General features: G+C 46.6%; 21 protein-coding genes and 1 pseudogene. 13 read left to right on the top strand and 9 right to left on the bottom strand.

Annotation, left to right across the window (positions count from 1 at the left end; genetic code table 11):
- From CIK04_RS07360 to CIK04_RS07345, 4 genes and pseudogenes are all read right to left on the bottom strand, one after another.
- A pseudogene (locus tag CIK04_RS07360) lies at nt 1–183 on the bottom strand (IS5/IS1182 family transposase); the annotation flags it as partial.
- Between the two features lie 131 nt (nt 184–314).
- The gene (locus CIK04_RS07355) at nt 315–2,213 is read right to left on the bottom strand and encodes a pyridoxal-dependent decarboxylase (RefSeq protein ID WP_097353473.1); all 1,899 of its coding nucleotides are present in this window, start codon (nt 2,211–2,213) and stop codon (nt 315–317) included.
- A gap of 132 nt (nt 2,214–2,345) precedes the next feature.
- Nucleotides 2,346–2,945, bottom strand: a complete 600-nt coding sequence (locus tag CIK04_RS07350; RefSeq protein ID WP_172665628.1) for a thiol:disulfide interchange protein DsbA/DsbL — start codon at nt 2,943–2,945, stop codon at nt 2,346–2,348.
- Between the two features lie 54 nt (nt 2,946–2,999).
- Entirely contained in the window at nt 3,000–3,344 is a 345-nt protein-coding gene (locus CIK04_RS07345) for a hypothetical protein (RefSeq protein WP_232708692.1), read from the bottom strand.
- A gap of 225 nt (nt 3,345–3,569) precedes the next feature.
- On the opposite strand from CIK04_RS07345, the gene CIK04_RS07340 reads away from it, so the two are divergent.
- Both CIK04_RS07340 and CIK04_RS07335 read left to right on the top strand, forming a co-directional pair.
- Nucleotides 3,570–3,866 carry an isoamylase early set domain-containing protein gene (locus CIK04_RS07340; RefSeq protein ID WP_017791509.1) on the top strand — a complete coding sequence of 99 codons (297 nt, stop codon included), beginning with the start codon at nt 3,570–3,572 and terminating at the stop codon, nt 3,864–3,866.
- A 128-nt stretch (nt 3,867–3,994) separates the two neighbouring features.
- Nucleotides 3,995–4,345 carry a DUF3147 family protein gene (locus CIK04_RS07335; RefSeq protein ID WP_097353474.1) on the top strand — a complete coding sequence of 117 codons (351 nt, stop codon included), beginning with the start codon at nt 3,995–3,997 and terminating at the stop codon, nt 4,343–4,345.
- Here the strand turns inward: CIK04_RS07335 and CIK04_RS07330 are convergent.
- Complete coding sequence (locus CIK04_RS07330; protein ID WP_017421876.1) at nt 4,332–5,246, bottom strand: LysR family transcriptional regulator; 915 nt, start codon at nt 5,244–5,246, stop codon at nt 4,332–4,334. The genes CIK04_RS07335 and CIK04_RS07330 overlap by 14 nt on opposite strands.
- A gap of 141 nt (nt 5,247–5,387) precedes the next feature.
- On the opposite strand from CIK04_RS07330, the gene CIK04_RS07325 reads away from it, so the two are divergent.
- Nucleotides 5,388–6,107 carry an SDR family oxidoreductase gene (locus tag CIK04_RS07325; RefSeq protein ID WP_017421875.1) on the top strand — a complete coding sequence of 240 codons (720 nt, stop codon included), beginning with the start codon at nt 5,388–5,390 and terminating at the stop codon, nt 6,105–6,107.
- Between the two features lie 34 nt (nt 6,108–6,141).
- Here the strand turns inward: CIK04_RS07325 and CIK04_RS07320 are convergent, their stop codons facing one another.
- Entirely contained in the window at nt 6,142–7,044 is a 903-nt protein-coding gene (locus tag CIK04_RS07320) for a LysR family transcriptional regulator (RefSeq protein WP_097353475.1), read from the bottom strand.
- Nucleotides 7,045–7,163: 119 nt separating this feature from the next.
- On the opposite strand from CIK04_RS07320, the gene CIK04_RS07315 reads away from it, so the two are divergent.
- The 9 genes from CIK04_RS07315 (at nt 7,164) to CIK04_RS07275 (ending at nt 19,098) form a co-directional block, all read left to right on the top strand.
- Nucleotides 7,164–7,799, top strand: coding sequence for an NAD(P)-dependent oxidoreductase (locus CIK04_RS07315; RefSeq protein WP_097353476.1), 636 nt, complete (start codon nt 7,164–7,166; stop codon nt 7,797–7,799).
- A 326-nt stretch (nt 7,800–8,125) separates the two neighbouring features.
- Complete coding sequence (locus tag CIK04_RS07310; protein ID WP_017421871.1) at nt 8,126–8,830, top strand: response regulator; 705 nt, start codon at nt 8,126–8,128, stop codon at nt 8,828–8,830.
- A 9-nt stretch (nt 8,831–8,839) separates the two neighbouring features.
- A complete protein-coding gene (locus CIK04_RS07305) occupies nt 8,840–10,120 on the top strand; it encodes an ATP-binding protein (RefSeq protein ID WP_017421870.1) in 1,281 nt (426 codons plus the stop codon).
- Nucleotides 10,121–10,394: 274 nt separating this feature from the next.
- The gene (locus CIK04_RS07300; protein ID WP_097353477.1) at nt 10,395–10,760 is read left to right on the top strand and encodes a diacylglycerol kinase; all 366 of its coding nucleotides are present in this window, start codon (nt 10,395–10,397) and stop codon (nt 10,758–10,760) included.
- Nucleotides 10,757–12,409 carry a phosphoethanolamine transferase gene (locus CIK04_RS07295; RefSeq protein WP_128824607.1) on the top strand — a complete coding sequence of 551 codons (1,653 nt, stop codon included), beginning with the start codon at nt 10,757–10,759 and terminating at the stop codon, nt 12,407–12,409. The genes CIK04_RS07300 and CIK04_RS07295 overlap by 4 nt, the downstream gene beginning before the upstream one ends.
- Before the next feature lie 10 nt (nt 12,410–12,419).
- A complete protein-coding gene (locus tag CIK04_RS07290; protein WP_038969182.1) occupies nt 12,420–14,351 on the top strand; it encodes an LTA synthase family protein in 1,932 nt (643 codons plus the stop codon).
- A gap of 137 nt (nt 14,352–14,488) precedes the next feature.
- Entirely contained in the window at nt 14,489–14,923 is a 435-nt protein-coding gene (locus CIK04_RS07285; RefSeq protein ID WP_011151663.1) for a YccF domain-containing protein, read from the top strand.
- Nucleotides 14,924–15,137: 214 nt separating this feature from the next.
- On the top strand, nt 15,138–17,189 hold the full coding sequence (locus tag CIK04_RS07280) for an alpha-amylase family glycosyl hydrolase (protein ID WP_097353478.1): 2,052 nt from the start codon (nt 15,138–15,140) through the stop codon (nt 17,187–17,189).
- A gap of 277 nt (nt 17,190–17,466) precedes the next feature.
- Entirely contained in the window at nt 17,467–19,098 is a 1,632-nt protein-coding gene (locus CIK04_RS07275; protein WP_097353479.1) for an endonuclease, read from the top strand.
- A gap of 81 nt (nt 19,099–19,179) precedes the next feature.
- Here CIK04_RS07275 and CIK04_RS07270 read toward each other — a convergent pair whose 3' ends face one another.
- A complete protein-coding gene (locus CIK04_RS07270; RefSeq protein WP_097353480.1) occupies nt 19,180–19,965 on the bottom strand; it encodes an ABC transporter substrate-binding protein in 786 nt (261 codons plus the stop codon).
- A 119-nt stretch (nt 19,966–20,084) separates the two neighbouring features.
- A complete protein-coding gene (locus CIK04_RS07265; protein WP_045628662.1) occupies nt 20,085–20,369 on the bottom strand; it encodes a hypothetical protein in 285 nt (94 codons plus the stop codon).
- A gap of 185 nt (nt 20,370–20,554) precedes the next feature.
- On the opposite strand from CIK04_RS07265, the gene CIK04_RS07260 reads away from it, so the two are divergent.
- On the top strand, nt 20,555–21,628 hold the full coding sequence (locus CIK04_RS07260; RefSeq protein WP_097353481.1) for a sensor domain-containing diguanylate cyclase: 1,074 nt from the start codon (nt 20,555–20,557) through the stop codon (nt 21,626–21,628).
- On the opposite strand, the gene CIK04_RS07255 is transcribed toward CIK04_RS07260, so the two are convergent.
- The gene (locus CIK04_RS07255) at nt 21,600–22,508 is read right to left on the bottom strand and encodes a DMT family transporter (RefSeq protein ID WP_097353482.1); all 909 of its coding nucleotides are present in this window, start codon (nt 22,506–22,508) and stop codon (nt 21,600–21,602) included. The two genes, CIK04_RS07260 and CIK04_RS07255, sit on opposite strands and share 29 nt — an antisense overlap.
- Between the last annotated feature and the right edge of the window lie 74 nt (nt 22,509–22,582).

Here is a 22,582-nt window from a genome sequence, read left to right as displayed (position 1 = left end):
GAGACGAACAGGGTCAACAGGTGGACGCCCATTATCTTTACAATAAAGATGAGCGACTTCATCACGAATGAATTCAAAGTCGATAGCATTATCGATTTTGCGCACTAAATGGTCTTTAGGAACTAACTGTTCCATCGTCACCATTTCCAGTTCGTATTGTTGCGGGGTGGGTTCTTGAAGCATATCGGAGTATCCATATTTCGATACCCCTATTAGATCAAAGGTCTAGCTCGAAAGCTAGACCTTTGTCAGCAGTCTGAGGCCAGCATTGCTGGCCTTGCTCTATCTTGGTGGTTCTGTTTTGGTGCTAGATTTTATCTAAAGGAACGCCCTTTCGTCGGTAACTTGACCAAATGAGCACTCGAATGTGGAAGCTCACGCGTACGGCGAACATTGGTTAACGGTTTAAAGTCCGCCACATTAAACGCATCATCTGCTTTAAGATCGTCGCATAACTCATCAATCAGCTTCTCAGTCACATCCCACATGGTAAACATATGGACGTATTTACGTGTCTTACGGCCAGTTGCTGGATTTGGCGCGTCGATCTCTTCCTTGGCTAACGAGTATTTAAAGATAATCTCATCCTTTGGCTGGCAGAAAATAAGCGACAAAGAGAGCGGCGTTCGTTGAAGCCACAACCCTTCAGGAACACCACTATCAGGTTTTTCATTTTTCCAATAGTCCGCGACTTCTCGCAACTTTTGATAAGCGTATTGCGCCATCTTCTGTCCGCGCATCGCCAGTTTGATCTGCTTTTCATAGCTGTGTTTGGCAAAGTAATCCCATAGGATTAGAGGGGATATTCCGCTACGGGAACCCGCAAAAGTAGTATCGGGAGAACCAATATAGGTTGGGTTATCCGGTGGAGAAACCATAAACTTATGCTTGGTCATATAGACCCCTGTCGGCCATGGTGCGCCAGGCCACTTATGACCACTGGTGACGATGGAGTGCACCATAGGGTTACGAAAATCGAAATCTGGCCCAGTGTAACAATGGTTTTCTTCAAAGAAGGCTTCATATTTAGGCAGTTTCGCCGCCATTTTGACAAACGGCATATAGCTCGCGCCAAGTGCGCCATCAATGTGAATCCAATAGCCCGTGCGCGTCTCCGTTTTAGAAGGGTCACTCGGGTCGATAGGCACTTGACGCTCATAGAGCCCGTGCTCCCTGAGCACCGCTTCCAACATTTGGGTTGCTTCATTGATGTTATCGTAAGCGCCTTTAAAGGTGGTGCCATAGTTAAGCACCACAATGATGGGGTAGCCTTTTTCAGCAAAAAACTCCACATAGGCCTTTAACTTTTTAATATCAATCGAGCCTGAACCAACAGGCAAACCTTCTGTTGGCGCTTCCGAAGGCACTTCAGAAGGCCAAACTTCGCCTTCCCCGCATGGATTTTCATTTGGGTAGAGTCGGTTACCGAGTGAGCCGAAGGTTTCGATTTTCTCTACCGCCATCGCTTTAACAATCGAATAGTGGGTATCCTCAGAGAAAAAGGCAACTGGGGTGTAGGCATTGGGATTATCTTCCGCAGCTTGCGGATAGTGTGCATACAGCTGGCTGCTTTTTACCACCTTGCCTTCCGCGTCTTCGCCACAAATTTCATCATCCAGTAGTGTTTGACCAGACAAATAATCTCGCGCATTGAGCATTGCGTACAAGTTGCCTTCAGTACTGCCCATGGTCAGTACATAGCCCCAATAACTTTCTGGATCACCGCGATCCCATGTACCATCGTCTTTTAAATATGGTCCTTGCGATGGCCATTTGGCGTTCCAAAGCGAAGCAAAATAATCCAGCACCATTCGTTCGACAAACTTGGTGTTAACGGTGTAATTGCCATCGACAAATGGGTCGCCGACGTTGTTCATACTGATGTCTAAAAACGGCGCAATTCGTTCGCGATAGTTGATTTTCTCTTCGGTCTGATAGCCTAAAAATCGTTCTTTTTGCTGATTAACGTATTGGATAATTTCTTGAAAAGCAGCGCTCTGCTCACAAGCGCATTGACCTGTGGGTGGAATTTCAAAGCTCGCTTGACGAATGCTCTCCTCTTCCAAACCAAAAGTTTTATTTCCTCTCAAATAGACTTTTACCGGGTCCTCCTCCGGTGGTGAAATCAGCCCTTGCGCAAACTCAGGGACTTGTAGATACCAAGGCAGTTGCTTCGGCCCGTAGCCGATGGTGACGTTGTGTTTCTCTTTCATACTATTTCCATTTTATTTTTATGGTCTGACTCAGACCCAGCCAAAAACAAATATGAATATAGTTGCTTATTTTAAAATTACCATCGCCAAAAAAGGCGACCCGTGGTCGCCTTGTCCTCTGCTCTTTCTGCTTTACAGCGTCAGCAGATAATTCACCAGTTCATTGTACTCTTGAATTGTCGTGATTTTGTCTGCTTTCACAATGTACTTATTGTTCACGATCACGCCAGGTACACCCGTCAAAGTACTTTCCTTAAACTGCTTATCAAAACGCTTTTGCATCGAGTTAACGGCAAAACTGTTGTAAGCCGCATCGTATTTCTTGGCATCAACACCATTGTCGATGAAGAGTTGACGCAACTCAGCTTCCGTTTGTGGCGCTTTGCGTTTTTCGTGGATTTGCGTGAACATCGCCGGAACCATGGTTTTTTCTGTATCCAGCGACACCATTGTGGCGTACGCTTTGGCGACAGGGACTCCCATCTCGCCCCCCATAAAGGAAACATGCACTTTCTCAAATCTTGCCTCTTCAGGCAGAGATTTCTTCATGCTCTCCACCACGCCCTCAAAACGGTAACAGTGTGGGCAGTAGAAGGAGAAATATTCCGTCACGACAGGTTTCTGCGATTTGGCGGTAGGTAATACCGTGTAATGAGTGTCTTGTTCAAATTTCGCTGCGTATGCAGACACGCTCAGCAACAATGCCGAGAACATAAAGACGATTTTCTTGATCATGTTAATACCTTGAATAATCTAATTTTTATTAATTAATGAATGAAATAAAGATTAAACAAAGGTTGAAATGGGAGGACGAAAGAGCGATTCGTTCATCGAGAAGGCTTTGACCGATTGGTCACGAGAAATCAATGCGAGAGCGAAAGCTTGTTGCAACGATGCCAGTTGCGCTTTGGAGGCGGGCATTTTGCCTATACACACCGAATGACAGCCATGAGAAGGCTGACTACTTTCCAATTTTATGTCGTGATGAACATCAGGACATGTGGTTTCAGTTGCTTGCACTGCAACACTCTCTGAAAAAGAAAGTGTGTTTTTGATCATTTCTGACGATGCCATAAAGATGATCGCCACGGCTAACACGATCAACAGTGGCATTCTCAACAGTGAGTACAAAAACAACCTCTCCTTGGCAATGAGGGAACTTGCCCTAGGTTAACAGCAAAAAACGTTCTGATGGAAGCCTTTCAAACAGGCAAGCGCTCCAAGTATGACTTTCTTTCCTCTTATCAGTTCCCTAACCAAGCAATAATCAGGTTTAACCTGCCTTCGTAACTTGCAAACACTATGAAACAGGAGTAATACTTATTCGGTTGTTATGAGATATATAAGGATATTGTTATGTTAAAAAAACGCTTTTTCAAAACCAAAGACGAAGTCGAAGTGACGTTTGAGGTTCAACAAGAAAATTGGGAAAGCGCGCACGTTGTTGGGGAGTTTAACAACTGGAAGCCAGAGCCAATGACTTTGGTGAAAAAAAGTGGCTTATTTAAATTCAAGACGCGCCTGCCGAGAGAACAAAAAGTGGAGTTCCGCTATCTCTTTAATCAAAACCAATGGGGTAACGATCCGCAGGCTGATGGGTATGTTGCCAACGGTTTTGGTGGTGACAATGGTTTTGTCTTGACCAGCGAATAATGGCCAATCAATGGCCGCTCTATCGAGTTGAAAGGCGCATTTTGCGCCTTTTTTCATTGAGTTTTTGCTCAGTCACTCTACTATGCAAACACGGCAAGGAGAGCCGAATAAACAACAAAGGAAATGCAATGTACTGGATTGTCACCAAATACTTAATCACGGCCGCGATCGTGGTATTTATTTCTGAGGTAGCCAAACGCAGCGACAAAGCGGGCGCGCTTATCGCCGCTCTTCCCACCGTGACCATCCTCGCGCTGATTTGGATGTACCTTGAAGGACAAGGCAACGAAAAGCTGACGAATCACGCTTACTACACATTTTGGTATGTGCTCCCTACGCTTCCCATGTTTCTGATTTTTCCGTATCTCATGGAACGATTTAGCTTTTGGATTTCCTCATTCTTTTGCGCACTGATTTCCGTCAGTTCTTTTGCCTGCGTCGCTTTCATTGTTAAACACTTTGGCATCAAGCTGACTTAATGCTCTTTTGTAACTGACGAAAATAATCGCTGGTGAACTCGATAAAGGTGCGAAGGCGTTTAGGTTGATAGCGATCACGATGATACAGCGCAGAGAACGCCACACTTGGAACATGCCAATCCTCAAACACCTCTCTCAGCAAGCCTTGCTCTAGTTCTTGCATACAGTAAAGCGTGGGGACACGAATGATGCCGTTTCCTGCCAAAGCCCCTTTCAACATCACTCGACCATTTTTGCAGCGCAATTTCCCACGCACCTGACAATCTGATGTTTGCTTAGTGTGTCGATGTTGGAAGGTCCAACGCGTCACCGAGCCCGTTAAACAAGCGTGTTGATCCAGTTCTTTGGGATGGTCAGGTCGTCCGTGCATCGCTAAGTAGCTGGGGCTGGCATAAGTGCCCATTTCCACATCAATCAGCTTGCGGGCGACAAAACCAGAATCTTCCAGTTTGCCCATGCGAAACGCGATATCAAATTCATCCTCGATCAGGTCAACACGATGGCTGCTAAAATCCAAATCCACTCGCACTTGCGGATATTGCTGCATAAACTGACCAACCACCTCCGCAATCACCTCTTCCCCTAAGTAACCACCCACACAGTTAATTCGGATTTCACCCCGAACGGCTTCAATATCATCCACCGCTGCCAACACCGCTTGATCGATGCTATGCAGCGCCATCTCACACTGAGCAAACAGTGCTTTGCCCGCATCCGTTAGTTTGAGCGTGCGCGTGGTTCTGATCAACAACGTCACCCCCATTTGCTTCTCCAGTTGGCTAATCTGGCGAGACACATGCGAGCGCGATACTCCCAGTGCTTCTGCAGCTTTGGTGAAATTACCAAGTTGTGCGATCAGTACGAAGGAGCGGATATCCGCTAGGTTGATCTGTGTTTGCATCGGCGCTTTCTCATTTCTTTTGATATTTTTATTGTTGCCATATAACAACAGAGTTTCAACTAGGTCGATATATATCAACAAAAATTCTTTTCATAAACTACGCATCAACAAGTCAAAACGACTTTTAAAGAGGATCACAAAATGAAAAAGTTAGTCGTTATTACAGGTGCAAGCTCTGGTATTGGTGAAGCCATCGCGCGTCGTTTCAGTGAAGAAGGTCATCCGCTGCTGCTCTTGGCACGTCGCGTCGAGCGCCTAGAGGCGCTTAATTTGCCAAACACACTTTGTGCTCAAGTGGACGTGACCGACAAAAGCACCTTTGACGCTGCGATTGCTCGTGCAGAAGAAATCTATGGCCCTGCAGACGTATTAGTAAACAACGCCGGTGTGATGTTACTTGGCCAGATTGACACGCAAGAAGCCAATGAATGGCAACGTATGTTTGATGTTAATGTCCTTGGTTTGCTAAACGGTATGCAAGCGGTGTTAGCTCCAATGAAAGCACGCAACAGCGGTACCATTATTAACATCAGCTCGATTGCAGGTAAGAAAACCTTCCCAGATCACGCAGCATACTGTGGCACCAAATTCGCTGTGCATGCCATTTCTGAAAATGTGCGTGAGGAAGTGGCGGCCTCTAACGTGCGTGTCACGACCATCGCACCGGGTGCGGTCGAAACCGAATTGCTTTCACACACCACATCGCAACAAATCAAAGACGGCTACGATGCGTGGAAAGTGGATATGGGTGGCGTGTTGGCTGCAGACGATGTCGCAAGAGCCGTGCTGTTTGCCTACCAGCAACCTCAAAACGTCTGTATTCGTGAAATCGCTCTAGCACCGACCAAGCAACAGCCATAACTGCTCATGCTTATCGCACCACAAAGGCCTGCAACTACGCAGGCCTTTGCCACAATTGCACATTCTGATCCCATCGCTGCGCAATAAAATCAATAAACTGACGCACCACCGGAGTTTGATAACTGCGAGAGAGATAAACAGCCCACAAGGAAGACGAAGGCAAAGTATAGCGGTTCAATAGTGCGACAAGCTTACCCTGTTGCAAAAGCGGATTGGCCAAATCACATGGCAGACGGATCACCCCTTTCCCTGCCAACGCCGCACCCAATAAGGTACTGAGGTCATTTGCCCGTATATTGCCTTTTACCGACACTTCTGAGATTTGATTTTCGGCAACGAATCGCCATAAGTGGGTACTCAAATGGACGAAGCAATTGTGGTTGGCTAAATCTTCCGGTTCGACAATGGGCTCATGCTCATCCAAATACCCTTGGGTCGCACACACAACCGCATCGATATCCATCAGTTTTCTCGCAATTAACGTCTCATCGGGTTGATCGGTATAGCGCAAGGCGACATCGACGCGCTCATCCACCAATTGCGAAAAGCGATCGGAGGCAAGAATATCGACCGTCACTAAGGGATGCAGCCCAGTAAAGGCAGACACCGCATCAATAAGATGGTGCTGAGAGAAACCTATCGGGGCGGAAATGCGAATCGACCCCGTTAACGAATCTCGGCTTTGAACCGCGTCCAACTCCAAAGCTGCCGCTTCATCTAAAATGCGCTGGCATCGAATAAAGGCTTGTTCGCCAGCGTGCGTCAGACTGACTTTTCGAGTCGTGCGATGCAGCAAACGCTGTTGAAGCCAGCTTTCCACTTCTTGAACATGCCGAGTCACCTGAAGCCGGCTTAGCGATAAGGTTTCCGCCGCTTGGGTAAAACTTCGGCAATTGGCGACTTCAATAAAACTTTTGATGGCGTCGAGTCTATCCATGAGCATCTCAATTAGATCGATTTATTGAAACAATCTATATCATTTCTTCGTATTTATCCCGATATATCTCATGAGTAGACTCTCTCCATAACGAAACCTCGTAGAACCGGAGAAGAGAAATGAAAATAGCAATATTAGGCGCAACAGGTTGGATCGGCTGTACCCTTGTCAACGAAGCACGCGAACGCGATCATGATGTGATTGCTATCGCTCGCAATCCCAATGCCATTGAACGCGATGATGTAGAGAAACGTCCATTTGATGTTCGCCAGCCACACAACCTGGCGCAAACATTCCAAGATGCCGATTACGTTATTGCCGCCATTGGTGGCCGAGCGAATGGCGATCACAGTATCGTGGCTGAAACCGCTCAATTGTTACTGACGCAATTGGCCGACGTCGGTGTTAAGCGCTTGCTTTGGGTTGGCGGAGCGGGTTCGCTAGAAGTAGCACCGGGTGTCAAACTCGTTACCGTGCCAGAGTTCCCTGAGGAATACAAAGCGGAAGCGCTGGCTCAATCTGACGCCCTAGATCGGTTCCGTTCAACCTCCAGCCCCCTTACGTGGACATTTATCAGCCCAGCGGCAGAAATTTTTCCAGCAGAGAAACGTCATCAATACCGTGTCGGGGGCGATCAACTGCTCAGCGATGACGACGGTAAGAGCCAAATTTCCGTGGCAGATTACGCAGCGGCCTTGTTCGATGTATTAGAAACGAACCAGTACCTTAATCAACGCATTGGCGTAGCGTACTAAACTCACCGCCTGTTGCCCCTTCAATTGACTAAGCACACCTGAGCGTCTTAAGCGTTCAGGTGTGCGCCTCATTCTTCTTTGTCCTTTGTCCTTTGTCCTTTGTCCTTTGTCCTTTGTCCTTTGTCCTTTGTCCTTCAAGATCATGACAAAGTCATACAAAACGACGACATTGATTTTGTGCCCATTCTGATAACCTCCTGCTGTCAATCTCCTTGGTGGTCATTTATATTTGAAAAGGTGAAGTGAGTCGTATAACTTCTCGTTTCATATCAGTACTTCTGATGACGTACTCAATATAACAACAAAACAAAGCATAGAATGACACCATGGTAGAAGACCAGAAGTTGATCATTGTTGAAGATGACATCAAGCTCCAACAGATGTTAAGTGACTATTTTATGTCACAAGGATTTTCAGTGATCACCGTTGATAATGGCACGGATGCGCCTGAAATGATCCTCAACGAAAAGCCTGCACTCGTCCTGCTTGACCTGATGTTACCTGGTCAAGATGGGTTGAGCGTGTGTCGGCAAATTCGCGACGCCTATAATGGTAAAATCCTAATGTTAACCGCCAGCGATGACGATTTCGATCACGTTGCAGCGTTGGAAATTGGCGCGGATGACTTTGTCAATAAACCCATTAAGCCCCGCGTATTGCTGGCTCGGGTGAGGATGCTACTGAGACGACCAGATGTAGCCGTTAACCAAGACGCCAACAACTGCCGATACGGTACGTTGAAACTCAATCGTATTCGTCGAGAGTGTCAACTGGCCGATCAAACCATCAATTTAACCGATGGGGAGTTTGATTTGCTCTGGCTACTAGCAACATCAGCCGAACAAGTGCTGTCGCGGGAATCTTTGACCAAGGCTTTGCGAGGCATTGAATACGATGGCGTGGATCGCACCATTGACAATCGGGTGGTCACGTTGAGGAAAAAACTCAACGATACCACCACACCACCAAAGAAAATTCTCACGGTTCGAGGCAAGGGCTATATGTTTATGCCAGACACATGGAATGAATAAACACCGAAAATGAAGCGCATTTATCTGGAAGCCTTTTTTGGCCTGATTCTTTTGTTTTTTGCCACATTGTGGGGCTACGAGGTGATCGTCTATCAGTTAAATACCGACTACGATCGTGTACTGACAGAATTCGAGATCAATGCGTTTCATGATCTGCTAACGCCACTGTATCAGGAAAAAGGCCAAGCCTATTTCACCGAAGCGATGGAGAATTACGCCGAAGCCACGCGTTCTATTTTAACCATCTACGAGCAAAAGCAGCTGCCAAAAGAGATTGCTGCTGTTTTTGTCGATCCTGCAATGCTGGTTTATCTGGATGATGATTTTGATGTTTGGATGCGCTTTTCAGCTAACTCGACCATCTATCACTTAAAAGAAGATCTGCAATCACCGTTAAGGCAAGCTATCGATTTTAGCGGTAATTTAGTTTGGGTTTTCTTCATTATCGGCTTTGCTATCTATTGCGTCATTTTGATTTGGTTTCTAAGTCGTCGAGTTCGTGAGTTAGAACGCGTGACATTGGCCTTTGCATCGGGTGATTTGTCCGCGCGAGCCCGCACCACCGCGCGGTATTCCGTCGGATCCTTGAACAAAAGCTTCAACCTCATGGCGGATAAGATCGCCAATCTGATCACTAGCAACAAGGTTTTGACTAACGCTGTGGCTCATGAGCTGCGCACTCCAATTTTTCGTCTGCAATGGCAAGCCGATTTACTTGCCGACTCGCCACTCACCGAGATGCAACAAAAATCGGTTTCCAGCATGGTGGAAGACATTGATGAAATGGAAGCCATGGTAGAAGAGATGCTCTACTACGCCAAAATGGAAAGACCCGAAGCTCAGTTGCACACCCAGGCGATTTCTCTCCTGCCTTGGTGTGAAACCCTTGTGAGAAAATGGCAGAGCGAAACTTATCATCCCATCCATTTGCAGATCGACAGCTGTTGTGATCAAGCCAATGTTGATCCTCACCTTGTGAAAAGAGCGCTCGACAATTTGGTGCGTAATGCGATGCGCTACACGCAAACACAAGTTCGCATTCAAGTGACACACACAGCCGAGCAGCTGGAGTTTCAAGTGCACGATGATGGCAAAGGCGTCGCTGAACAAGATTGGCCTTACCTGTTCGATGCCTTTTACAGCGCCGACAAATCGCGTAACAAATCCACCAGCGGTTATGGATTGGGTTTGGCGATCGTCAAACAGATTTGTCAGATTCACAACGGCAGTGCACAAGTTGCGCATAGCCCACTGGGCGGGGCCTGCTTCATTATTCGTTTTTCCCTCTAACACAGAATGATGCCCTCGGCATCATTCAGCTTACCAATCTTACAAAGCGTGACAATTCATTACACAACTAGTACTGATTCCCTCAATAAAACATCGTACATTTCCATGCAGTTTTTTTAAGTAACAAATATGTCTGAATACAAAAAACGCACAAAAATAATACCAAGGTCACAAATCAACATCAGTCACAAAACTTAAAACACATAATTCTGTAACCAAAAATTCATTAAGGTTACATTCACGTTTGCACTTTAACTTAAACAGGAAAATTAAATTGAAACCGGGAAAAACAGGTATTCGTCGTATTGTCGACGCAACGGGCTATTCAATGAAAGGCTTGAAAGCCGCATGGAGCCATGAAGCCGCTTTTCGTCAAGAAATTGTTCTTACACTCGTCTTATCTATCACTGCATTTTTGTTACCGGTCTCTAATATTGACAGAGTTCTTATGATCTCAAGCTTGCTTGTTGTTGTCATCGTTGAGCTTATGAACTCCGCAGTAGAAGCCGTTGTAGACAGGGTCGGAAGCGACTGGCATGAGTTAAGTGGACGAGCTAAAGACATAGGTTCCGCTGCCGTATTTGTTGCATTACTGCTAGTTTTCTTTGTTTGGGCATCTATTTTAATCAACCTATTATGAATAAACTAAAATCATTCGCTCAAAATGGTGTATCGTTCACCACCTTTGCTTTCTCGCTAGCTCTGTACTTTACGGTTGTAGTAAACATTCCAGTTTACAAAGAACTTTACGGCATTTTTAACCAACTTGATGCCGTTAAAGTTGGTTTTGCACTGTCTATACCGTTCTTTTTTTTGGCCGTATTCAATCTTCTGTTCAACTTATTTTCTTGGCCTTGGGTAGGCAAGCCATTTTTTGCTTTGCTATTAGTCCTTTCGTCAATGGTTAGTTACGCAAGTTACAATTACGGCACTCTTTTTGACTACGATATGATCGTAAATATTGTTGAAACAGATACTAGTGAAGCAGGGGCATATCTAAGCTTGTATTCCGTATGCTGGACAGCGATGATGGGCATAATTCCAGCTATAACTATACTTAGTCTCAAAGTAAATTCTGAAAGTACAATAATTGGCACACTATTAAAAAAACTTGCCAGTATTGTTATCTCTCTAGTTGTCGTGGCCATCATTGCGGGACTCTACTATCAAGATTATGCGTCTATTGGACGTAATAATTCTTACCTCAGAAAGATGATCATTCCCACTCATTTTGTCTATAGCATTGCAAAGTATACAAATGATCAATACTTTACAACACCTCTACCCTATCGCGAGTTGGCTTTAGACGCTAAGCAATCACCTCAAGCATTAGAACAAGCGGAAAAGAAACCAACACTTCTCGTTTTCGTGGTAGGAGAGACTGCGCGCTCACAAAACTATGAAGTGAATGGCTACGATCGCCCAACCAACCCATATACTCGCGAGCTCGACATGATCTCATTCCAAGATGTCAGCTCATGCGGTACGGCAACTGCGGTGTCGTTACCATGTATGTTCTCTAACATGACGCGCTCAAACTTTGATCGCCCAACGGCAGACAATCAAGACAATGCGCTGGACATCTTAAACCGTGCTGGTGTGTCACTTCTGTGGAAAGAAAATGACGGTGGCGACAAGGATGTAGCAAAAAACATTCGCCTAGTGACTATTGACCGCTCTCGTAAAGATGCGCTTTGCAATGGCAGCACCTGTTTCGACATGGCGTTGTTGGAAAATTTTGAGCAAGACGTTGAGAGCTTGAATGGCAACCGTGTGATAGCGCTTCATCTGATTGGTAGCCATGGACCAACCTATTTCCAACGTTACCCGAAAGACAAAGCGGCCTTTATGCCCGATTGCCCACGCGCAGACATTGAAAACTGCTCGGTAGAACAGATCGTCAACACTTACGATAACACCATCCTCTATACTGATTATGTATTGAGTCAAACTATCAATGAGCTCAAAGCACTTGAGGAGCGTTACAACACGGCGCTGATTTACGTTTCTGACCACGGAGAATCTCTGGGTGAGAATGGTTTGTTCCTGCATGGCATGCCTTACAGCTTAGCCCCTGAGTACCAAACAAAAGTACCGCTGATGCTCTGGATGTCCCCAGGTTTCACGCAAGCAAAAGCAATTGACCAAAATTGCTTACTTACATCAGCAAAGAATATAAATACTTTCTCTCATGACTATATTTTCCATTCATTACTGGGAATAATGGATGTCCAAACGACAGAGTACGACCCAACTCTTGATCTCTTTAAACAGTGTCGTGCTCAATAAGGAAACATCAATGCGTAAGATTAATTTAGGTCCCTTACAGCCGATTGCTGCCTTTGCAGCCGTTGCCCTTGGTCTTGTGACACTCTCGCGATTCCTACTCGCTTTGTGGCAATTTGATCGCATTACCGCCGCTGATGGATGGAGCGATTTACTGTTTCAAGGTTTGCGCGTGGATATTGCCACCTTGTGTTGGCTATTTATCCTCCCTTGCCTCTTAGCTGCCATCCTGCCTGTCGACGGTATGGTCGGCAAAATTTGGCGCGCCGTGTTACGCGTATGGCTTGTGGCTGGTCTTTGGATCATGGTTTATATGGAACTGGCTACGCCACCATTTATCATGGAGTACGATCTACGACCAAACCGATTGTTTGTTGAGTACCTGATCTATCCAAAAGAAGTGTTCAGCATGCTTTGGCAAGGCTATAAGATTGAACTATTTATCGGTCTTGTAGGGTCCATCGCTACGCTTTGGTTAGGTTGGATTTTCAGTGGCAAAGTCACTGAAAATGTTCGTCAAATCAAATGGCAATGGCGCCCTGTGTTAGCCATTGCGGTTGTGCTATTGGGCGTATTGGGTGCACGTTCATCTCTGGGACACCGCCCGCTGAATCCAGCGATGGTGGCATTTTCCAGCGATCCGTTGGTTAACGATCTGGTACTCAACTCCTCGTACTCGGTCTTTTTTGCCATCAACAACATGAAATCTGAACGCAGCGCGGACAAGTTTTATGGCCAAATGAGCCAAGACAAGATCATCGAACTGGTGAAAGCCTCATCGGCCAAGCACGATTTTGTCCAAGGCTCACTGCCAACCCTCAACGTGAATAACGCCACTTATCAAGGCAAGCCCAAAAACCTAGTGATTTTGCTGCAGGAAAGTTTAGGCGCTCGTTTTGTCGGTGGCTTAGGCGGTTTACCGCTAACACCCAATCTAGACAAACTGTTGGAAGAAGGCTGGAACTTCACTCAAATGTACGCCACCGGTACACGTTCCGTTCGTGGTATTGAGGCCATCACCACGGGTTTCCCACCATCGCCATCACGTGCCGTCGTGAAACTCAGCAAGAGCCAAACGGGTTTCTTTACCATCGCGGACTTGCTGAAAAAACAAGGCTATCACACCCAGTTTATTTACGGTGGTGAAGCGCACTTTGACAACATGAAGAGCTTTTTCCTTGGCAACGGCTTCGAGCAAATTGTCGATGAGCCACAATACCAAAATCCGGAGTTCACCGGTTCTTGGGGTGTGAGTGACGAAGACTTGTACAACAAAGCGGATGAAGAATTTACCCGTCTTAACAAAGAGGGAAAACCGTTTTTCAGCCTCGTCTTTACCTCCAGCAATCACAGCCCATTTGAGTATCCAGCGGGCAAAATTGAGCCATATGAGAGTGAGTTCAACACGCGCAATAATACCGTCAAATACTCTGATTACGCGCTAGGAACCTTCTTCGACAAAGCCAAGCAGTCCGATTACTGGGAAAATACCATTTTCATCGTCATTGCAGACCATGATGCCCGAGTGTTTGGTTCGCAACTGGTGCCTGTCGATCGCTTCCATATTCCGGCAGTGATTTTGGGCAAAGGTATTGAACCACGAAAAGATGATCGCCTAGCGAACAACATCGATATGCCTCCGACGCTGCTGTCGCTGATCGGCATTGATGCAACATCGCCAATGATCGGCCGCGACTTAACCAAGCCTTTGGCTCGCGAAGATGAACGCGCAATGATGCAGTTTGACAAAAACTACGGTTATTTAACGCGTGACAGCTTGGTGGTGTTCTCTCCAGGTGAAAAAGTGTCGTCTTATCACTACAACTTTGAAGACAAGAGCTTAACACCAAAAGAGGTCAGCCAAGAGTCGCTCGATAAAGCCAAAGCCAATGCGCTATTTGGTTCGATGGCGTACAAATACAATTGGTACAAATCGGATTATTAACCGAGAACATACTAGGGGCCTGAAACGGCCCCTTTGTTTTATCGCGTTTTTATTTGGCTTACGCGCTTCTCGTTCATCTCAGATTAATCTAGTCTATGGATACTCAACGCTTCATTTCACTGGGTTTAGGAACACATATGCGAACTCTCGGAAATATTATTTGGTTTTTGTTTGGCGGCGTTTTTATGGGGCTTGCTTGGTGGTTTTTTGGCATTTTGGCCTTTATCAGTATCATCGGGATCCCGTGGGGAAGAGCGTGTTTCGTCATCGGTAATTTCTCCTTCTTTCCTTTTGGTTCAGAGGCGGTCTATCGCGACGAACTGACCAATAAACGCGATATTGGTACAGGACCACTAGGGCTTATTGGCAACGTGATTTGGTTCTTGGTCGCAGGCGTGTGGCTGGCAATTGGTCACATTCTTTCTGCTGTGGCGTGTTTTATCACCATCATTGGTATTCCATTCGCGCTGCAACATCTCAAACTGGCGGTGATCTCACTGGCGCCTATTGGCCAAACCATCGTACCGGTCGAAGTGGCAGAAGCAGCCCGATACCACAATCGCTCTCGTTAACGGACCTCAGCACCACCATTAGTGTGACACTGATTACAAAAACGCCACTTGTTCAAGGTGGCGTTTTTTCGTCCAGCGGCACAATTCGTGATCCTCACCCTGCTCTGTAGGACAAAAGATTCAATTGTCCGTGATAGCGATCTCTCATCCTCCCCCCTCCTCCCTCTAACACGTCTTATAAGGCTGATTCAGTTGGTGAATTGTTCATCAATAATTGAGCGAAAAGTCTAATAAGGAAATCAACGTGAAACAGGTACTGACTACACTCTCACTGGCCGTTACTGCCGCTTTGCTTGCCGGTTGTAACGCTTCATCTAAAATCGACACGCCTCCTACCGCCAATACCTATCGCTGCGATGCGGTTGCCATGAACAAAGCCGACGATTTACGCATTTATCAAGTCATGGTGGAAAGTTTCGTTAATGGCAACGATCAAATTGGTCACGGTACTGGCTATGGTACCAGCCATCATAAAGGCGATATCCAAGGGATTATTGATTCGCTCGATTACATTCAATCTTTGGGTATGAATGGCATTTGGCTGACACCGATTTTTAATTCCGAGCCTAAAGCGGGGCAAAACCATTGGGCTGATCGCCTTGACGCCACGGGTTACTTTGCCACTAATTACTTCGAGGTTGATCCACGCTTTGGCACAATGGACGACGCCAAACGTTTAGTCGAAGAAGCGCATGCCCGCGGGTTGTACGTGTTCTTTGATGGCGTATTTGGTCATCACAAAGGCGATGTGGCGGCTTCCCCCACAGGCAAGCTGCCTGCTGGAAGCAACAACCCGGTCGACTATCCAGAGAGTCTCGCCTTCTATCAAGAAGTGGCCGAATTTTGGATTAAAGAGTTGAAGATTGATGGTTGGCGTTTAGACCAAGCCTACCAAGTGCCAAAAGAAGCTTGGGTGGAGATTCGCAAAACCGTGGATAACGCTTCAAAAGCCGTGACGTACACCAACAGCAAAGGGGAAACCGTCAATCCGCTTGGATACATGGTGGCGGAAATCTGGGCTGGAGAAAACCGCATCATTGAAACAGGCTATGGCAGCAATGAAAATCCGGCCCTTTGCTCCGCCTTTGATTTTCCGGTCCGCTACCGTTTGGTTGAGACTTTTGGTGTGAATGAAGCGGGTGTTGGCGGAAAATCAGGGGAATGGCTAGCAGAAGGCATGAACTTGCATGCACTCTACCCTGAACACGCCAAACCCAATTTAATGATTGGCAACCATGATTTGGTGCGCTTTGGTGATCTCCTACAACGTGGCAACATCGCTCAGCCACAAGACGAAGAGTATTGGCTACGCCACAAAGCGGTGTTTGCCTTCCAAGCGGCCTATACTGGCCCCATTACACTGTACTATGGCGACGAAATTGGCGATCAAGTTGAAAACTTTGCTGCCAAAGTAGAGCAAGATTGCGCAGTGAAAGGGTTATGTGACGATCACGTGGCGCGCTCAAGTGGCAAAGTGGAAGGCGTGACTGCCACATTGAATGCCAATGAGCAAGATCTCAAACACTATATTCAACAGTTGATGAATTTGAGAAATCAGCACCCTGCGTTATCACAGGGTAAGCGCGTCAATGTACTGGCCGACAACAAAACCTACATCGACCATAAGAGTACCGATAGCGAAGCGATCCTATATGTGGCCAACATCAGCAAGCACCTGCAATATCTACAGCTTGATGCGGTTAAAGCAGGCTCTGAAGGGCACTTGACCGACCTTATTAATGGCGAAGAGATCAAACTGATCGACGGGCAATATTTGATTCCTTTAGCGCCATTGGAAGCACGCTTCCTCAGCATTGAGCACCCCTATAAAGCAGGACCACAAATCGCCAAAATGGCGCTCGCCAGCGGTATTGGCGAAGGCTTTATGGCGCAATGTGATAACCCGACCGTCGATGAAAAAGGCCCGATGCGCAAGAAGCTTTACGTGGTCGGCGATTTCAGTGACTCCAGTTGGCAGCATAAAGATCATCGCCAATTTGAATACAAAGGCGACGGCATTTACCAAGTGGTCACCAACGAAAAACCGGGCAGCTATCGCATGCAGTACGCAGCGAAGACTTGGACACCCCAATTCACCGCGAAAGGTCTCAGTTTGAAGCTAGGGCAAGAAAACCCACTCATCAAAGGGGGCTATGGGAAAGACACTGCCGTTACCATCATGGACGAGGGTCGCTACGTTTGGAGCTTACAGTTCGACGAACAAGGCACACCACTCAACGTGATGGCGTCAAAATGTGCTGAGTAACGCCAACTCAGTGACATAAAGCTGGGTGTCTCCACCCTGCTAGTTTGGGATGCTCTCACGAGCATCCCTTTTTTCTTTTATCCACTCTATCGACACGACTCAAACACCACAAAACACCCGCATGGATTGCCGTTACCTACCACCATACCGTGATAAGTTTCTAATATATTCATGAAAGCAATAGGATTGTAATAAAAAATTGAGAGATTCGTTAACTTTCTATCTTTGATGAAAATTTATCCTTAATTGATTTTTATATCATTAAACAGAAGGTTATATGCTAAATAGAATAATTACCCTAAGCACACTGGCTCTGCTCTCCGCCAATCCAGCTTCCGCACAGCTACTCAATGGCGATTTTGAAACATGGAGCGGCAATAGCCCACAAGGCTGGAGCACCATTGATTCTGGCATCGCCGTTTCTTCCGCCACAACCCCACTAAAAACCGGTAAGCTTGCCGCCGCAATTGCCGTCAATACCGGAGCACAAGGCAACACTGACTTCTTGCAGATGGTCAACGTGGAACAGGGCAAAACCTATCAGTTCTCGGTGTCGGTGTACCATACCGAAGGCAAAGTCATGGCGCGATTGATTGCCGATGGCTACCAAGGTTACTCCAATAACGGGCTCACTAATCAATGGCAAGAGCTGACGTTTTCCTACACCGCCACCAGCACAAAATCCATTCCTGTAGGCCTACGCTTTTATGACGTTTCCGGTTTTGATGGCTCAGAAGTGGTGTATATCGACAACTTCCAACCAACGGAATCGGCAACCACACCGACCGAACCGGAAAGCTGCTCCGCAACCACGGCAACCTTGTCACTGACAACAGACCAATACGCGTCTGAGACAAGTTGGTTGCTGAAAAACAGCAGCGGTACCACACTCTTCTCTGGCTCTGGGTATGAGAATTCCACCACTTACAGCCAAGAAATGTGCTTAAGCGATGGCCAATACACTTTTGAAATTCTAGACAGCTACGGCGATGGCATTTGCTGTGGGGTCGGTAATGGCTCTTATAGCCTTGTTGCCAATGGCAACACACTGGCTTCTGGTGGCGAATTTACCCAATCGCAACTCACGTCGTTCACCATCGGTGACTCTGGCACCACAACGCCTACTGAGCCCCCCGTTTTAGGCGACTACTACAAAGCGGCCGAAGGTAAGAGTGGCTTTGCGCTAAAAACCGCGCTCTACAACATCATCACTAACCACAATAGCCAAGGATACAGCGCGATTTGGGAACTGGCGAAAGTGGCCGATCTCGATCTTTACTACGAAAATGATGGTTCCATTTTGGATATGTATTCGGAAAAAGCCAGCGGCGCAGACAGTGTTCATTTTACCAAAGGCACCAACCAGTGCGGTCAATACAGCAAAGAAGGAGATTGTTACAACCGTGAACACTCTTTCCCGAAAAGTTGGTTTGGTGGCACAGTGGAACCAATGAACTCAGATGGACACCATATTTTTGCGACAGACGGCTATGTGAATGCAAAACGCAGCAACTGGCCATTCGGTGAGGTTGGCAGCGCAACGTACGTTTCCAGCAATGGTTCCAAACTGGGCTCGGCGAAATCTGACTTAGGCTATGCGGGCACTGTCTTCGAACCAGTAGATGAGTTTAAAGGTGATTTTGCTCGTGCTTACTTCTACATGGCCACCCGTTACGAAAACGCCATTGCTAATTGGGAAGGCAACACCACGAACGCTAACGATGTACTCAATGGCACCAGCACCACGGTCTTTGAACCTTGGATGCTCAACATGCTGAAACGTTGGCATAACGCTGACCCCGTTAGCCAAAAAGAGAGGGATCGCAACCAAGCGGTGTACGAGTTCCAAGGTAACCGCAACCCGTTTATCGATCATCCTGAGTTTGTCACAGCAATTTGGGGCAACTAAGTTACTTCCCCCTAATTGTATTAAAAAGCGCCCAACATCAAAGTTGGGCGCTCCTTGTTTTATCCCACTCTTTCTTAAATATTAGCGATAACGATTGAGGATCGCTTGATGCAGCGTAACGCCTTCCTCATTGGTTTGCTGTCTCAATATATCGATGCCTTTTTGCAGTTGATCGACCAGCTTCTTGGGCACGTTTTTATTGAAGGCAAAATAGAGCTCACCCTCTTTTAAGACATAAACGGTTTTAAAGAGCTTAGGATCTAAACCCGCTTGTGAGGTGAACCAGAGTGCCGCACTCTCATCGTAAGCAAGCAAATCAATGCGCTTTTTCATTAACTGCTCAGCCAATTGTGTCACGTAGTTGGCTTCTTGCATCGCCTCACGCGGTACTCCCAGATCTAGCAACATCTGCTCACCCACATCATCTCGAATAACGCCAATACGATAGTTCGCCATGTCGATGGGATCGTTGATGACGATATCGGAATCCACTCTCGCCATGACCACCGCTTTGATGTCTGCAATTGGCCCCGCCCATTGGAAGAGGTGCTCTCTGTGTTCAGTGCGTGTGGTTGAGAACAGCGCCGCGTCGTCGTGGGTCAAGGTTGCGCGATAAGAACGCGGCCATGGCTGAATCACAATTTGTTCGTCTTTGATATTGGTTCCTACAATGCTTGCGGCTTGGCGTAAAACATCAACCGAGTAACCTCTGGGCATCTTGTTTTCAAGATAGTTGGCTGGTGGATAGGATTCCGAGAAAAATGTCAGTTGCTGTAATGAGGTGACCGGTGGTGTTGCTGCACTGACGGAAAAGGTGAATGCAAGTAGTCCGCAAAGTGCCAAGCCGCTTTTTTGAAAGCCATTCATGATCGCTCCGTCAATCGTTTGGTCCTGTTAAAAAGCTAGTCAAAGATCACATGACCGTCTAGGGCTAAATCATCACAAACGCCATTTTTACTGGACAAATTTTTGGACAGAGCAAAAAGTCAGATGCTTGAAATCAGGTTATTTCTCACCAAACCCTTACGCACGCTACTGCATAATTTACCAAAACGTCGAATTTCATCAAAATGGGGGATCACACCACGCTTCATTGCATGTTCCCAATAGCTCAGTTCACCATCCACCATCTCAAGCAGTTTTTTCGGGCAGCCTACACACTCCCCTTTCGGACCACAGACAAACGTCTCTGATTCGTACAATGGCAATTCTTTTTTCACCGCGTCAATGATATTACGCATCGCGGTTTGTCTATCCGGTTTTTTAGTCATCGGTCGCACGCTTGCAAAAAAGAGCCAGAGTATAGCGTCAGATGAAAAAATCTGCACAGATTGTCATACGGATCACGTATAACGAAAACTATTAATAAATTCGATGACGTCTCAAGAATGTGATTAGATATTCAACTCGTCCCATCCTAAACTTTGTTTATTTTATAAATTACAGTTGGCTAAAGATGGAATCTTATCTAAGGAAAAAAGTCCTACCACCAAAAGAAAGCGGGGGCAATAACGACGCTCGAGAGAACAAAAACAATTTTGCCGCCCTCCCTCTAGGCTTTCTTGAAGAGCTCGCACAGTCAAACTCATTGGAAGACATATTACTGTGCACGTCATACTGGATTAGAGAAATCTTTCAAGCGGATAGATCAAGTATTGCGCTGAGAGAAAATGATGCTTATCTCAAGCTTTATGCCCTCGATGGTAATGACGTTTTACCAAAAGACTGTTTGATTCCCATACAAAGCAGTTTTGTTGGCCAAGTGTTTTCCCAACAAAAAACTGCGATTAGCCCAGATAACCGAAAAAGCAACATGATCGACTGTCAATGGCTTGTGGATGGCGGTCTGCTTTGCTGCATGGATACCCCTCTAAAATACAAAGAAGAATGCTATGGCACTTTAAACGTAGCTCACAAACAAGTGGATAGCTACAGCGAAATTGATGCGAAAATCCTCGAAACCATAGCCAAATGGGTAGCCGCTCAAATCTATAAACACAAACAAATCAACAAGATGATTGAACTCGCGCACCTTGACCCACTCACTGGTGCGCTCAATCGGCGTGCGTTTGTTGAAGCGACTTACTTTATCAATGACAAACCAAGGCAATACGACCACAAAACGGCACTACTGATGCTCGATCTCGACAAGTTCAAAGCGATCAACGATGCGTATGGACACCCCATCGGTGACAAGGTTCTGATTGAAATTGCTCAAATTCTTAGAAATAGCGTACGATCTGATGATTTGGTGGCAAGATTGGGTGGCGAAGAGTTTGCTATCTTGCTACGCCACGTCAACGCAGATGAAGCCCTAAGGCTTGCAGAATTGCTTCGAGCGATGGTAGAGCAAACCGTGGTTGAACATCAGAATCAAGCTATTCACTGTACCATCAGCATTGGTATCGCTCTTCCATTGCCGACCGATCAAGGTTTTGAAGAGTTAATGCAACGCGCCGACAAAGCCTTGTATGTGGCCAAACGAAAAGGACGTAATCAAATCATTCTGTCAGGCATTGGTGAGACTTAACAGACTGATTCTTAAGCTTTTTTGGCTTCCTTACAACCAAACACACCGCCACCGCAGCCAATAGAAAACCCACCATGGCTTTTGTATCAAACGACTCGCCAAACATCAGCCAAGCTTGCAACGCGGTGACGGGAGGAACGAGATAAAAAACCGATGCCACACTCGAAGACGCACCATTTTTCACCATATAGAGCAACAGCAGAATAGCTGCACACGACAACACCACCACGAGCCAAAGCAGTGTCAGAACAAAGGTTGTAGTCCATTGCACTTGCATGGTTTCAAACTGCCACGCAAAAGGCAGAAACAGGCATGCCGCGGCGAGATACTGCACCATAGCACCACCCACCATATCCACCCCATGGCAGAAACGTTTTTGGTACAAGGTGCCTAATGTGATCCCCACCAGCGCCATTAGGCACAGCGTAATCGCAAGCGTTTTGTGCGCTTCGGTTTGCCAATCCATCTTGCCAGAAAGCACCAAGCTGATACCTAGCAATCCTAGCGCTAAACCCAACCACTGCGAAAACCGAAAGCGCTCTTGAACCGTGACCACCAAAATCAGGGCGGTTAAAATCGGTTGAATCCCCACCAATAAGGAACTCAATCCGGCAGGCATCCCCAATGAAATGGCCCAATAGGTTCCACCGAGATACAACCCATGAATACTCAGCCCCACAACACATGAGTGCCAGAAGGCTGCCCCTGTCGGCACTCGGCGGCGTAGCAACACAATCAGCAACAAAAACAGCGCGATGTTTGCCAACATCCGGATCGCCAGCAAGGTCGCGGGTTCGGCGTATTGCAGGCCCAATCTGGCACCAACAAAACCTGAAGCCCAGAGCAGTACAAACAAAAAAGGGATCAAACGGAGCAGCATGGAAATTCCTTGTGGCTATTATTATCAACTTGCTGTTACTGTAATTGGGTACAGAAATGAAAATAAGTGACAGT

The sequence above is a fragment of the Vibrio sp. 03_296 genome (assembly GCF_002265885.1).
Note: the sequence above shows the minus strand (reverse complement) of the source record. Positions and strands in the feature narration are given on the sequence as shown.